Below are 13725 nucleotides of genomic sequence, written 5' to 3' on the forward strand. Positions count from 1 at the left end.
TCGTGTTCAAATTAGAACACGCGCTCTACCTTTCTGTTTAATTTTGTTCTCTCTCAGAGAACTAGCTGAGTTCTGTTCAAGATCAGCTAGTGCTTTCTTATAAACTAGACAAACTAACTGTCATTGTACCATCAGATTACAAAACATCATCATCACTCACCTTAGAATTCAATGTTGTTCCCCAGTGAGTAATTTTTCGATGTGGTTGGGCGAGAAGAGGTCTGTTGTCATAGATTGTTTGCCATCTATTCCAAATAAGACCTGTTCTCTTTTCGATCTTAATTCGAAGATTGCGCATATTAGACTTAATTGGGAGATTGAGGATAAAGCCTGCGGTCTGATTACGCCCATTCCCTTCCCAAGAACGACTTCGGACAACTGATTGACCATTTTTATCTACTGTAACTTCTTCCCACGATATTGAATAACGTGCAATATAAGCACCACTATGTTGAATAGTTAGGGTCTTATCTTTTACAGGAGTGTAGTTTAAGAGTTGTACAGGCTTAGAAGCTTGAGTAGTTACATTATTTTTAGCTACAAATCGAAAAACTTCTACTTCTGCAAGGCTGAGAGCTTGATTTTTTTGACGCAATTGAATGCGAACACGGCGGCCTAGTTTACCATTCAACTGGAGATCTAAACTGCTTCCTTCTAAGCGAGAAACATATTGTCTAGCAACTTCTGTCCCTTTTTCATCATATAAAATCACATCAAAGTCTGACAGACGTTTAGAAAGTGCTCCATCCCCACGGTTATGAAGGCGAACAAGTCCTACCTGTTCTGTACGACCTAAATCAACTTCCCACCAAGGCTGGTTTTCAAATTTTGTATGAGTAATTGATTGCTGGCTATAACTACTATTGGTATTGCCATCCAAGGCACGACTAGCATCTCCTCCAAAATCAGTAGAACTTTGCTGAGCTTGTTTTTTCCAAGCGATATTCTCAGAACGATATACTTGGACTTCTGCAAGACTGAGAGCGTTATATCCATCTAACTCGATGCGTACAAAACGAGCTTTCTTATAATCAATTGAAATCTGAGCGGAACTATCTCGCAAGTATGCAATGTGCTTTCTTTCAATTTCTTTTCCAGAACTATCCAAAAGAATCACATTAAAATTAGTCAGTCTATCTTGAGCAGCATCTGTTCGATTGTAAATATTAATCTGGCGAATCGTTTCTTCCTTATCTAAATCGACTTGCCACCAAGGTTTTGATTGAAAATCTGTATGAGTGACAGAATTATGTCCGTAATTTCCATCTAATTTCCCATCAACTGCTCTTCTAGCATCTCCTCCAAAAGCTGTCGAACTTTGAGTTACTCGTTTCCCTAGAGCTATATTTTCAAGAGGTTCAGCGCTTGGTTGACTAGACGACAGAGGGACTTGTTGTTTCTTAAAGAAATAAACTTTGTCTAATTTTTGATCACGATATCCCTGTTTATCAAGCGTATCACGTTTTCCAATATTAAAATTCGGGATAGCATTCATTCTACTTTCAAAATAACCACGCGAACGGTGTTTGAAACTAGAGTTACCTGTAAAAGTTACAATATCATTATCATTACGAATCAATGATGTCACAACATTATCATTATCAACCACATAATGTTTTATTTTACCAGATAGAGCTAACTTACGACTTTCTAAACCTACATCCCAGAAGCCATTTTTAGCATTCCAAATAGTTCGAGAAGTAATTACTTTAGGAGCGCTAAATGTCGTAACTTTTTTCAAAACATTATTATAAAAAGTAGGATATTTCTGATAAGCTTCAACTGCTGCTATTTGAGCTAAGTAGCCTCCTAGTGAATGACCTGTCATATACAGATTTGTAATGCTGGAATCCTGCGCCAGTTCTTTTACAACATTACGGATATCATCCGCTTGTGCAGGTTTATTTCCTCCAAACAAAACAAAATCTGTACTTAAATCTTTCGCATCATTCAGTCTTGTTCCACGTATAGCCAACATATGCACCGTTCCATCTTTGAGATAAGGGAGATCGCTCTTGGTCTCAAATAAGAAAGCATCCAAGCCACTTGCTGTATGATAAGCCTTTTTCATCTTCCAAAATGGTGCCAGTTCATTATGCATCATTTTATATTCTTGACGATCAAGATAAAGACTTGGAAAAGGATTTTTATGATCTAGAATTTTGTCAATGTAATCATCATTACGATAAGCCAACTCCATAAAAAGGAGGGAATCACGATCTGTGACATACCATTGTTTCTTCTTATCATCTTCCCCGTCTTCTAGTCCATCTCCATCACTATCTGCTAGTAAAGGATGGCTATGGTATCCTAAGTAGTCTTTCCCATCTTTATTGTAAATATACAATTCATCCTTATTTTTTATTCCATCATGATCATCATCTCCATCAGGATCTAAAAATTTTCCACCGTATAAAGAATTATCGACAAGATCCTTCTCTACATGGAGTTCTCCTTTAGAAATTTTGACAAAGTCTGCCTCTGTTACTGGACGAGAATTTTTCGGCTCATCCTTTAGAATTTCCTCTTTCTTCAATTCCTCATGAGGTACAGCAGATTCTTTTTGATATAATTCTTCTCCTGCTTTTTCTTTCTGAGTTTTAACAACTTCTCTTGTTTCTATAGTTGATTGAGTAGCTGTATCTTTCTCCTCTGTAATAGATATTTCCTGTTTTTTATCAGTATTTTCTAGTTTTGTCGAACTATCCGTTGCATTTACTACTAGAGGAGTTTCGTTTTTCACAACTGGACTTCCTTCATTGGCAGAAATTCCTGTCGGTGCTAAAAAAGCAAAACCAACTGCAACAGATACAACTCCGATACTTAATTTTTTTATGCCAAAACGCATAATTCGTTGATCAATTCTCATTTATTCATAATATCTTTCTTTTATTTTTTTCACCCTCTTTACCAATAATACTCTCCAATCAGCTAATCTTCTTTAGCGTCACAGTTTCATTTTTATACTTGGTTAACAAGGATTTGATGAGGTTTGTAAAAGTATAGGAACCTCATTCATTTTTCATATCATATTCTATATGGAAGTTAATTGTTTCATTCATCTTCCAGCTTACAGAAATGCTTTCCTACTTATTTTTCTTTCTCATAGTTCAGCAAGAATCGCTTTAAGCAAGCCTTTGAAATCACCTTTAACACGTTCAGTCACTTCTACAACTTCTTCGTGGTTGAGTTCTTCTTGGAAACCAGCCGCAAAATTAGTGATACATGAAATACCAAGAACTTTCAAACCTGAGTGGGCTGCCACAATAACTTCAGGAACCGTAGACATACCGACTGCATCTGCTCCAAGTGTCTTATAGGCACGAATCTCTGCTGGTGTTTCATAAGTTGGACCAGTAACACCGATATAGACACCTTCATCAAGCTTGATACCAGTTTTTTTAGCAACTTCATGGGCAGTAGCACGATATTCTGGTGTGTAGGCCTTAGACATATCTGGGAAACGAGGACCAAAGTCATCCAAGTTTTCACCCATCAATGGGTTTTGACCTGTCATGTTGATATGGTCTGAGATAGCCATCAAAGTACCAGGCCCATATCCAATACCACCAGCAGCATTGGTTACAATAACACCTTCACATCCAAGAATTTTCATGACACGTACTGGGAAAGTCACGACTTCCAGAGGATTTCCTTCGTAGAAATGGAAACGTCCTTGAAGAGCTAAAACCTTGCGACCTGCAAGTTCCCCATATACTAATTTACCAGCGTGACCGACTACTGTCGAACGGCCCCAGTTTGGAATATCTGCATAGTCTACTACAACAGAATTTTCGATTTCTTCTGCCAGTTCTCCCAGACCTGATCCAAGGATTAGACCAAACTCAGGTGCTTGGATTCCCTTGTCTTTCAGGAAGGCAGCTGTTTCATTGATTTTATCTAAAAATGTCATTGTGTGTCTCCTTTATTATTTTTTAGCATTTGACCGATTTTGTCAAAGGTTTTAGCATTACGAATGGTGATTTGGCGGTAGAAAGGCATCTTGAGTAAGTATTTGTGATAGGCTGTTTCGTAGTATGATTCTTCGGAGTATTTCCCCCAGAAAATACCAAGTTTTCCAAAATGAAGAACTTCATTCTCCAGTTTTAAACTGTCTACTTTCTCGATGACTTGATCCACATCCAAGATCTCCGTGTAAAAGAGAACGTCTTTTCGTGCCAAGTCTTCGTTCCACCAAACTGGTAGATTCTCTACTTCTGCTTCATAGTCTTCTTGACTCAGTAAAGAAAAGCTCTGAATAAATGGATAATGGACTGCAAAGAATACCTCTAACTTTTCAACCAATCGGGCTTTGGCATCTGTCGAAGTAAAGAAGATATTACCACTGTTGATGTAGGTTTCAACTTTTTCCAGTCCCAACTCTGTCAATTCTTGACGAAGTTGCGCCATGACAACTTTATTTTTCCCACCGACATTAATGCCCCTTACCAGTAAAGCATAGCGTTTCATCTTATACCAATTTATCTAAGAAACTTTCCCCAATCATGGCAGTTTCAACACCAAAGTTATCCGCAACTGTCGCTGAGATATCTGCAAAATGTCCAACTGGAATGACACCATTTCCTTTAAAGGCAGGGCTATAGGCCAACAATGGAATATATTCACGAGTGTGGTCTGTTCCTGCATAGGTTGGGTCATTTCCATGGTCCGCAGTAATCAAGAGAAGGTCGTTCTCCCTCATGGCTGCGATAATTTCAGGCAAGCGTTCATCAAACTCATGCAAACAATCACGGTAACCGTGAGCATTACGACGGTGGCCGTAAAGGGCATCAAAGTCAACCAAGTTTGTGAAGGAGAATCCTTTTTCAAATTCAGCAAGGCCCATGGTCTTCAATAGTGTATCAATTCCATGGCTGTTTGACTTGTTGTGGCCCATGTCATGGTTGATACCAGCACCGTTAAAGATATCGTTGATTTTACCAACAGCATAAGTATCGATACCTGCTTCATTGAGTTTATCGAGAACGGTTGGAGCAAAGGGAGATACCGCCAAGTCACGACGGTTAGCTGTACGAGTGAAGTTACCTGGTTCACCTACATAAGGACGGGCAATGATACGACCTAGAAGGGCCGGACGCTCAAGTGTAATTGAACGAGCGTATTCACAGATACGGTACAATTCATCCAAAGGAATAATGTCTTCGTGGGCAGCAATTTGCAACACAGGGTCAGCTGAAGTATAGATAATCAACTCTCCAGTTTCCATTTGACGTGGTCCAAAATCATCGATAACAGCCGTTCCTGAGTAAGGTTTGTTGGCTTCACGAATGACCTTACGTCCTGAAAATTCTTCGATTTTTGTCAGGATTTCTTCTGGGAATCCGTTCCAGAAAGTATCGAAGGGCTCAGTAATGTTGAGTCCCATGATTTCCCAGTGTCCAGTCATAGTATCCTTACCAAGGGATACTTCTTCTAATTTGGTTGCATATCCTGTTGGATTGCTTTCTGCCGCTACAGTCTTAAGAGGAGTTTCACGAGGAATATTTCCTAGACCGATTTTAGCCATGTTTGGCACATTCAGACCAACTGTTTTTGAAATGTGTCCCAGTGTGTCAGAAGCTCCATCTGGAACCCCTGCATTGACAAAGTTGTTAGCATCTGGTGCAGCTCCGATTCCTACAGAATCCAATACCACCAAGTGAATACGATTAAATTTTGACATAGTGTATCTCCTTATTATTTTAGTTATCTTGCTTTTGTTGAAGTTAAAATCTGAACCCCGTCTCGTCCAGCAACGATGACCTTATCCACCATTTGGTTGAATAAACCGTGCTCTACAACACCAACGACATGGTCCAATTCTTGTCCGAAAGCAATTGGATCTTCAATGACATCCAAGGCAAGGTCAATGATAAAATTCTGCATATCGGTCACAAAACGTTGGCCGTCTTTTTCACGGAAACTTGGTTTGTAGCCAGCTCGCTCAAAACGACGAAAGACCTGTTCTGCGCCATACTGAACTACTTCTACTGGCAATTTAAAAGCACCTAGTTTGTCTACCAGCTTGCTTTCATCCACTACCCAAATATATTCTTTTGAGGGCGTTGCCACAACCTTCTCCATGAGAAGGGCACCACCACCGCCTTTAATTCCATTAAACTGACCATCCACTTCATCCGCCCCGTCGACTGTCACATCGACAAAGTCTACTTGGTCAATAGACTTGAGCGGGATATTAAGCCCTTCAGCCTGTTTACTGGTCACACTAGAAGTCGTTACAGCTGTAATTCGTAGGCCTTCTTCCTTGATACGACGACCGATTTCTTCGACAAAATAATAGGCAGTAGAACCTGTTCCCAGCCCGACAACCATACCATCATTGACAAACTCAGCAGCCTTGATACCTGCCATTTTCTTCAGATTTTCCACTCAATTACCTCCATTAGAAAGCTACTTCTATTATACCATGTAAAGGCTTTTATTTCATCTGGAAATTGAAAACGATAACCATTCTCGAAGAAATCTTTCTTGGGTTGATTTTTTATCATAAAGATGGTTAAATAATTAAATACAGAAAAGGAGAAATAAGATGAACCCATTAGATTTGTTTAATCAAGTAAAAGAACTAATCGAAACAAAAGATTTCGAAGCTGCAAAAACATTTGTTGCAGAAAATCAAGAACAACTTGGAGAATACTTCTCTCAAGCTCAACAGTTGATTTCTGGTTCTGAATGTCTAGATGGCCTCGTTAGCAAGATTAAAGGATTTTTCTAAAGATATAAGAAGCTTATATAGTGGATTGAATTTAAGCAAAAAATGAACTAAATTTTCCCACAGTAAAACGCATAGTATCAAGATTTTTGTAACTCTGATACTATGCGTTTTTATGATTAACTATGTTCGGTGATAAATTTATAGGCTTCTTGACCAGCGATAGCCCCATCTCCAACTGCTGTTGTTACTTGGCGAAGGTCTTTCAAGCGCACATCTCCAACTGCAAAAATACCGTCAACTGCAGTTTTCATGTGATTATCTGTCACAATCCAGCCTGCCTGATCTTGGATATTCAATTCTTTAACAAAATCGCTAACAGGATCCAAGCCAACATAGATAAAGACGCCACCAAAGACTTGCTCTGTCACTTGACCTGTTTTCACATTTTCAAATACGACAGATTCTACTCGGTTTTCACCCTTGATTTCCTTGACTACAGAATCCCAGATAAAGCTGATTTTCTCATTCGCAAAGGCGCGGTCTTGTAAAACCTTTTGGGCACGAAGTTGGTCACGACGGTGAACAATGGTAACAGTCTTAGCAAAACGAGTCAAGAAGAGGGCTTCTTCAACAGCTGAATCTCCACCACCAACTACCAACAAATCTTGGTCACGGAAGAAAGCACCATCACACACAGCACAGTAAGAAACACCACGACTGTTCAGTTCTTCTTCTCCAGGTACTCCCAAAGGACGGTGTTTAGAGCCAGTCGCTACGATAACTGTACGTGTTTCATACGTTTGGTCATCAGTCATCACTTTCTTAAAATCACCATGGTCTTCGACATTTTCAACATAGCCATAAATGTGCTCAACACCAAGATTTTCAAGCGGTTCAAACATCTTTTCAGCCAATTCTGGCCCACTAATATTAGCATATCCTGGGTAATTTTCGATATCAGAGGTATTATTCATCTGACCACCTGGCAGACCGCCTTCAATCAAGGCTACTTTCAGATTGCTTCGAGCAGCGTATAAGGCCGCAGTCATCCCTGCAGGTCCAGCACCGATAATAATAGTATCGTACATATAGATTCCTTCTTTCTTGTTGTAACTATCTTTATTCTAACTCTTTCTTGTCAATCAAGCAAGGATTATGCCTTGAAAACAAGAATTAAACTCATAACCGCAAATGATAATACTGGAACAACCAAGACTCCAATCATAATCATATCATAGAGATGGGCTTGGCGAGCCTTGGCTGTCTTATCCACTCCCGACATGGCTCTCAGTCCAATCCAAATCCCTAAAAAAATCAGGACGAGGATGGTGGTCAAGATCAAACTCTCGAAATATAAAGAAAATAGTTGCAGTAGCATGGTTTCTCTCATTTCTATCTTTTTTAAAGAGTAAACTCAGCTAGTCCAGCTAACTGAGTTTTTCTTTATCTATTATATCAAATATAAGTCCGTTTGTAACTAGCGAAGAATTCTTTTGTCCGCTCTTCTTTAGGATGGTGGATAATCTCATCCGGTGTTCCAGACTCGATGATTTTCCCCTTATCTAAGAAGAGAATCTTATCAGCCACTTGGGCTACAAAGGACATGTCATGACTGACCAAAATCATGGTTTGACCTGACTTAGCAGCATCTGCAATAGACTTCTCTACTTCACCGACCAATTCTGGGTCAAGAGCTGAAGTTGGTTCGTCTAAGAGCAAGACATCTGGTTTCATGGCAAGAGCACGCGCTAGGGCAACCCGTTGCTTTTGTCCACCTGATAAATGACGAGGGTAATGATTCTCACGGTCAGAAAGCCCAACCTTAGCCAACTCTTCCTTGGCAATCTTAGTCGCTTCTTGATCAGACAATTTCTTGACAACAACCAAGCCTTCTTTCACATTATCAAGTGCTGTGCGGCGTTCAAACAAATTAAACTGTTGGAAAACCATAGACAGCTTACGACGTAGGGCAAGGATTTCTTCTTGAGTGATTTTAGAAAAATCAACTGAAAAATCATCAATCTGAATAGAACCACTGTCAGGTGTTTCAAGATAATTGAGACTGCGAAGAAAGGTTGATTTTCCAGCTCCTGAAGAACCAATCAAGGCTACAACTTCCCCTTTTTGAATATCCAAGTCCAGATGATCCAAGACAGTCTGTCCTGAAAAGGATTTGCTTAAATTCGAAATCTTAATCATTAACGAAGGTCTCCTTTCACATCTGTTTGCACTGTATCAGGTGCAGAAATAGCCATTTTTCTCTCGATGAAACGACCAAGACTTTCAATACCGATATTGACTACCCAATAAACAAGGGCAACGGAGATAAAGCGTTCAAAGTAACGATAATCGGCACCACCCAAAATCTGAGCTTGGGCAAAGACTTCCACAACACCCGCACTGAAGGCTAGGGAAGTTCCCTTGGTCAATCCGATTAGGGAATTGATTAAGGTTGGAGTCGCCACAACTGCCGCATTTGGAATAATCACGCGACGATAAACTTGCGCTCGGGTCATACCCAGACTGCGTGCTGCCTCAATCTCACCAGGATTGACTGAGAGAATGGCTGCACGAATGGTTTCACTAGCATAAGCTGCCTCATTAAAGGCAAAGGCTACAATCGCAAAAACAGCCGCTGGAATCGCATTGATATTGAAACCAGTACCCCATTGCTGATTGAGAGCTTTCAAAGCCAAAGGGATTCCGTAGTAGGTCAACATGAGTTGCACCAAAATCGGTGTCCCTTTTAAGAAACTAACAAAGAAGGCCTGCAAGGGATATAAAATCTTGACACGATTGATCTTCACAATGGCAAAAAGAAGCGCCAAAACCAAGCCAAAAAGGGCACCACCAATTGTCAACATAATCGTTGTTGGAAGTTGTTGGACAATTCTTGGAATTCCATCAAAGACCGAACGCAAGCTAAAGAGCTTGCCATCCGGAATCAATTGCATCAAGTTTTGGTACCAATCTGATGCTAAAATCGTTGTAACATTCATAAAAACATCCTCTCCTGATAATGATTCATTCTACCATACTTCTGCCGTCAATGAAATTATTTGCTACGGTCAGATACAGACTTTGTCTACCTACTAGTTTATCATACTTTGAAACAGGGAGGTTATATATTTTATCTATCAAAGAGATAAGTAAAAACTATTTCAATCCCAATTCTTCATAAGGTTTTCGATAACCGATTTGCTTAACAGTTCCATTTTCTACTAAAATGGGCCGTTTTAACAACATACCATCACTTGCTAGCAACTGAGCTGCTTCTTGGTTTGACAGACTTCCTACCTTATCTTTTAGCCCTAATTCACGGTATTTGATTCCACTGGTGTTAAAAAATTGCTTCAACTCGAAACCTGAGGTCTCTAGCCAGTTTAAAATGACTTCTTGACTTGGTGTTTCTTCGACGATATGGACGGCTTTGTAGTCCACACCAAGTTGGTTTAATTCTTGTTTTGCTTTTTTACAAGTTGAACATTTTGGGTATTCGATAAATTCTAACATGTCTTTCACTTTCTATTATTTACATCTTTAAAATCTGCGTCTTCATGATCCAAGAGCCAAGCTTTCTTTTCCACTCCTGCAGCATAACCTGTCAGACGCTTGCCTGCTCCCAGCACACGGTGACAAGGTACTAGGATAGACCAAGGATTGCGTCCCACTGCTCCACCAATTGCTTGAGCAGAAGGCACTTGCAAATCTTGTGCTATTTGCCCATAGGTCACTGTCTGACCATAAGGAATTCCCTGTAAATAAGACCAAACTCGCTTTTCAAAATCCGTTCCGATTGGAGCCAAGGGCAAGTCGGATAAATCCTGAGACTTACCTTTAAAGTAAGCATCTAAGCAAGCAATAACTGGGTCTAAAATGGGATGACTAACAACTGCTTCTATCGTCTCATCTCCTAGTCCCCTCTCAAAATGCTTCTGCTCCTGCACCCAAATTCCATACAGATAATGGTCATCAGCTACAAGAGAAAGGGAGCCAATTGGTGAAGAGTAGAGCATTTTTGCGTACTTCTTTTGCATTATTTCTTCAATTTTTGATAGGCCAAACGTTCCCCATCAACTGGAACCTTACCAACCTGTTTAAAACCGAGTTTTTCAAAGATATGCTGCATGGCCTTGTTTATAACATGCGTATCTGAGCGAAAATCTAGATAGTCAAAACCTTCAATCAAGCCCTCTAGGAAAGTCTGAGCAATCCCCTGTCCCTGCACATCTGCAGCTACAGCAATACGGTGAAAGACTAGGTACTCTGACTCCCCAGCTTGCCAGTTGCCTTCATAAATGGCTTCATAGGTTGCCTCTGGACTCTTGGTCACAGCAGCATAGGCTAATAGTTCTCCCTCTTCCAAGGCTACGTAGGCTTGACCTGAGATAATATCCTCAATAATAATATCAGCATTTGGATAGCCATTTTGCCACTGGTCACTACCAGCATCTGCTAAACATTTTTTAGCATCCTCCATCACCTGCATAATGGCATCTACTTCATTTGGAAAAGCTAAACGAATTTCCATCTTTTCTCCTCTTTTCTGACTAGTTTCTCCCATCATAGCATAATTTAAGCCTTTTCACAAGCAGTTAAAACTTGACTTTTTGTTTTTGTTATTTTATAATCTAGTTATAAAAACTAGATAAAAAGGAGTCGGAAATGAAAACCACCTTTTCCTACCCAAAATGGGCAGAAATTCCAAACATTGACCTCTATCTGGACCAGGTTTTGCTCTATGTCAATCAGGTCTGCTCCCCTATCTCTCCTGATAAAGACAAGGGCCTGACAGCATCTATGGTCAACAATTATGTGAAACATGGTTACCTGACAAAGCCTGACAAGAAAAAATACCAACGCCAACAGATTGCCCGTTTGATTGCTATTACAACCCTCAAATCTGTCTTTTCAATTCAAGAAATTGCTCAGACACTGAATACTCTTCAAAGTCAAGCAAGTTCAGACCAACTCTACGATGCTTTTGTAGACTACATGAACCAAGGAATTGACCCAGCTAACCTCATTATCCAAACCAGCTGCCAAACCGTTAAACTCTATCATCAAACTCTATCCTTAATCCATCGTACTCAAGAGGAGGAAATCTAATGAACACTAGTCTTAAATTCAGCAAACAACTCAGTTTTGGAGAGGAGATTGCTAATAGTGTGACCCATGCCGTAGGTGCAGTCATCATGCTCATATTACTCCCCATTTCATCCACCTATAGTTATGAGGCACACGGATTTTTATCCTCTATCGGCGTTTCCATTTTTGTTATTAGTCTCTTTCTCATGTTTTTATCATCCACCATTTACCACTCTATGGCCTATGGTTCAACCCACAAATATGTCTTGAGAATCATTGATCATTCTATGATTTATGTTGCTATTGCAGGCTCATACACGCCCGTCGTCTTGACCTTAATGAATAACTGGTTTGGCCATCTGATTATTGCTATCCAATGGGGCACGACCATCTTTGGTATTCTCTATAAAATCTTTGCTAAAAAGGTCAATGAGAAATTTAGCCTTGGTCTTTACCTGATTATGGGCTGGTTGGTTCTGGCTATCATTCCTGCTATTATCAGTCAAACGACACCAATTTTCTGGAGTCTCATGGTAACTGGCGGACTCTGTTATACAGTTGGAGCTGGATTTTATGCCAAGAAAAAACCTTATTTCCACATGATTTGGCATCTTTTTATCCTAGCCGCATCTGCCCTCCAATACATCGCCATTGTTTATTACATGTAAAAATAGGTTAGGACAAAAAATCCTAACCTATTTTTATTATCTATGATGTTTTATACCCAATCAAAAATGTACTCTAGTCCATTTTATAGTACCTACTAGCGTGCCGTCAATTATGGAATACTGCTTCCCTACTAGTATGTAAATTAGAATAGTTATACTATTCAAACTACGTCAGCGTCGCCTTCCCGTACTCAAGCACAGCTTGCGGCTAGCTTCCTAGTTTGCTTTTCGATTTTCATTGAGTATTAAATCATAATCATCCGTTAATGAACCGTACCTAACGAATCAAGACAGACAAATGGTCAGATAACAAAAAAACGTTTTCCAACGTTTTTTTGACTGTGATTTCTTTAAATGCATTTTTGCCTAAGGTAAATTATTCCCTGCTGCAAGATAAATTTCATACCATTCTTTTCTTGTTAAGCTAAAGTTTGCCGCTTGGCTAACTTCTCTCAAGTGCTTAGGATTTGTTGTACCTACGACTGCCTGCATTTTGGCTGGGTAGCGTAACACCCAAGCGATAGCAATAGCTGATGGGCTCACACTGTATTTTAATGCTAATCGATTTAGGACTTGGTTTAGTTGTTGGAACTTCTCATTGCCGACAAAATTCCCTTTGAAATATCCGAACTGCAAGACTGACCAGGCCTGAATAACCATATCGTTTAATTTGCAGTATTCAAAGACGCTACCATCACGCACAGCTGCCTTGTCACCTTCCATATTGACATGGAAACCTGCTTCAAAACCAGGTGTGAAAGCTGCGCTTAATTGTAATTGATTGATAGATAGAGATTGTTTTACTTCTTTCTTCAGCAATTCCATCATCATGGGATTTTGGTTGGACACACCAAAGTCTCGAACTTTACCTGATTTGTGTAGAATTTCAAAGGCTTGAGCCACTTGATCAGCTTCCATCAAAGCATCTGGTCGATGGAGAAGCAAGCTATCTAAATAATCAACCTGCAATCTTTCTAAAATCCCATCAACTGATTGTAATATATACTCTTTTGAAAAATCAAAATAGGTAAATTCTTCTATGCGAATGCCACATTTGGACTGAATCCACATCTTTTCTCTTAAATCTGGACGATTTTTTAGGACAAGACCTAACAGTTCTTCACAACGACCACGACCATATATATCAGCCAAGTCAAAAGCATTGATTCCAACAGAAAGTGCTGTTTCTACAAGCTCTTCAACTTCTTTTACAGACTTATCTTTTATTCTCATCATTCCGAGAACAATTTCTGATAATTCTTTGTCATCTTGACCAAGAGTTATGTATCTCAT

Annotated in this window: 16 protein-coding genes; 3 read left to right on the top strand and 13 right to left on the bottom strand. The window is 39.7% G+C overall.

The features are described from left to right. Positions 1–136: 136 nt before the first annotated feature. The 5 genes from FJR73_RS04635 to rpiA form a co-directional block, all read right to left on the bottom strand. A complete protein-coding gene (locus FJR73_RS04635) occupies positions 137–2869 on the bottom strand; it encodes a thiol-activated cytolysin C-terminal domain-containing protein (RefSeq protein ID WP_140833605.1) in 2733 nt (910 codons plus the stop codon). A gap of 234 nt (positions 2870–3103) precedes the next feature. After that, entirely contained in the window at positions 3104–3913 is an 810-nt protein-coding gene (locus FJR73_RS04640) for a purine-nucleoside phosphorylase (protein ID WP_140833608.1), read from the bottom strand. Further along, complete coding sequence (locus tag FJR73_RS04645; protein WP_140833610.1) at positions 3910–4470, bottom strand: DUF1697 domain-containing protein; 561 nt, start codon at positions 4468–4470, stop codon at positions 3910–3912. Before FJR73_RS04645 ends, FJR73_RS04640 begins: the two co-directional genes overlap by 4 nt. Before the next feature lies 1 nt (position 4471). Continuing rightward, positions 4472–5683: a phosphopentomutase gene (locus tag FJR73_RS04650; protein WP_000033100.1), complete on the bottom strand. Its 1212-nt coding sequence runs from the start codon at positions 5681–5683 to the stop codon at positions 4472–4474. Positions 5684–5706: 23 nt separating this feature from the next. Further along, positions 5707–6390 (bottom strand): ribose-5-phosphate isomerase RpiA, encoded by a 684-nt coding sequence (gene rpiA / locus FJR73_RS04655; protein ID WP_140833612.1) that lies wholly within the window; start codon positions 6388–6390, stop codon positions 5707–5709. A 160-nt stretch (positions 6391–6550) separates the two neighbouring features. Here rpiA and FJR73_RS04665 point away from each other — a divergent pair, with 160 nt between their 5' ends. Next, on the top strand, positions 6551–6736 hold the full coding sequence (locus tag FJR73_RS04665; protein ID WP_140833614.1) for a hypothetical protein: 186 nt from the start codon (positions 6551–6553) through the stop codon (positions 6734–6736). 116 nt (positions 6737–6852) lie between these two features. Here the strand turns inward: FJR73_RS04665 and trxB are convergent, their stop codons facing one another. The 7 genes from trxB to FJR73_RS04700 form a co-directional block, all read right to left on the bottom strand. Then, positions 6853–7764, bottom strand: a complete 912-nt coding sequence (gene trxB / locus FJR73_RS04670) for a thioredoxin-disulfide reductase (protein ID WP_140833616.1) — start codon at positions 7762–7764, stop codon at positions 6853–6855. A 65-nt stretch (positions 7765–7829) separates the two neighbouring features. Beyond that, positions 7830–8054 (bottom strand): DUF4059 family protein, encoded by a 225-nt coding sequence (locus FJR73_RS04675; RefSeq protein ID WP_000926599.1) that lies wholly within the window; start codon positions 8052–8054, stop codon positions 7830–7832. Positions 8055–8131: 77 nt separating this feature from the next. Beyond that, positions 8132–8875 (bottom strand): amino acid ABC transporter ATP-binding protein, encoded by a 744-nt coding sequence (locus tag FJR73_RS04680; RefSeq protein WP_000590965.1) that lies wholly within the window; start codon positions 8873–8875, stop codon positions 8132–8134. Next, positions 8875–9675 carry an amino acid ABC transporter permease gene (locus tag FJR73_RS04685; RefSeq protein WP_001103447.1) on the bottom strand — a complete coding sequence of 267 codons (801 nt, stop codon included), beginning with the start codon at positions 9673–9675 and terminating at the stop codon, positions 8875–8877. Before FJR73_RS04685 ends, FJR73_RS04680 begins: the two co-directional genes overlap by 1 nt. A gap of 157 nt (positions 9676–9832) precedes the next feature. Beyond that, a complete protein-coding gene (locus tag FJR73_RS04690; RefSeq protein ID WP_000889094.1) occupies positions 9833–10189 on the bottom strand; it encodes an arsenate reductase family protein in 357 nt (118 codons plus the stop codon). 5 nt (positions 10190–10194) lie between these two features. Continuing rightward, entirely contained in the window at positions 10195–10713 is a 519-nt protein-coding gene (locus FJR73_RS04695; RefSeq protein WP_140833618.1) for a methylated-DNA--[protein]-cysteine S-methyltransferase, read from the bottom strand. Further along, positions 10713–11207, bottom strand: a complete 495-nt coding sequence (locus tag FJR73_RS04700; protein WP_140833620.1) for a GNAT family N-acetyltransferase — start codon at positions 11205–11207, stop codon at positions 10713–10715. Before FJR73_RS04700 ends, FJR73_RS04695 begins: the two co-directional genes overlap by 1 nt. A gap of 134 nt (positions 11208–11341) precedes the next feature. On the opposite strand from FJR73_RS04700, the gene FJR73_RS04705 reads away from it, so the two are divergent. Together FJR73_RS04705 and FJR73_RS04710 are read left to right on the top strand one after the other, a co-directional pair. Then, positions 11342–11785: a DUF1836 domain-containing protein gene (locus FJR73_RS04705; protein ID WP_140833621.1), complete on the top strand. Its 444-nt coding sequence runs from the start codon at positions 11342–11344 to the stop codon at positions 11783–11785. After that, positions 11785–12432, top strand: coding sequence for a hemolysin III family protein (locus FJR73_RS04710; RefSeq protein ID WP_140833623.1), 648 nt, complete (start codon positions 11785–11787; stop codon positions 12430–12432). The genes FJR73_RS04705 and FJR73_RS04710 overlap by 1 nt, the downstream gene beginning before the upstream one ends. 366 nt (positions 12433–12798) lie before the next feature. Here the strand turns inward: FJR73_RS04710 and FJR73_RS04715 are convergent, their stop codons facing one another. After that, positions 12799–13725: an aldo/keto reductase family oxidoreductase gene (locus FJR73_RS04715; RefSeq protein ID WP_140833626.1), complete on the bottom strand. Its 927-nt coding sequence runs from the start codon at positions 13723–13725 to the stop codon at positions 12799–12801.

The organism is Streptococcus sp. D2 (assembly GCF_006385825.1).
GTDB classification, from domain to species: Bacteria; Bacillota; Bacilli; order Lactobacillales; family Streptococcaceae; genus Streptococcus; species Streptococcus shenyangsis.